The sequence below is a fragment of the Halomonas sp. ND22Bw genome (assembly GCF_003011945.1).
Classification (GTDB): domain Bacteria; phylum Pseudomonadota; class Gammaproteobacteria; order Pseudomonadales; family Halomonadaceae; genus Halomonas; species Halomonas halophila.
The window spans coordinates 1-256 of sequence record NZ_PXWD01001272.1; the positions used below are offsets into that span (position 1 = coordinate 1).

General features: G+C 57.0%; 1 protein-coding gene. It reads left to right on the top strand.

Annotated elements, in window-relative coordinates:
• On the top strand, positions 1-256 hold a 256-nt coding region (locus CVH10_RS22280), incomplete at both ends, for a Tn3 family transposase (protein WP_146143288.1).

Consider the following 256-nt stretch of genomic DNA (forward strand, 5'->3'; position numbering starts at 1 on the left):
TCGACTGGGACGAGATCGAGCAACAATATGACGAAATGGTCAAATATGCCGCTGCCATGCAATCGCGCACCGCCGATCCGGAAGCGATCCTGCTCCGGTTTGCCAGAGCCGAAGTGATGCACCCGACCTACAAGGCGCTGAGTGAACTCGGCCGCGCGGTCAAAACAATCTTCCTATGCCGGTATTTGCGTCAGGAGGCATTCCGCCGCGAGATCCACGAAGGGCTGAATGTGGTTGAGAACTGGAACGGCGCTAA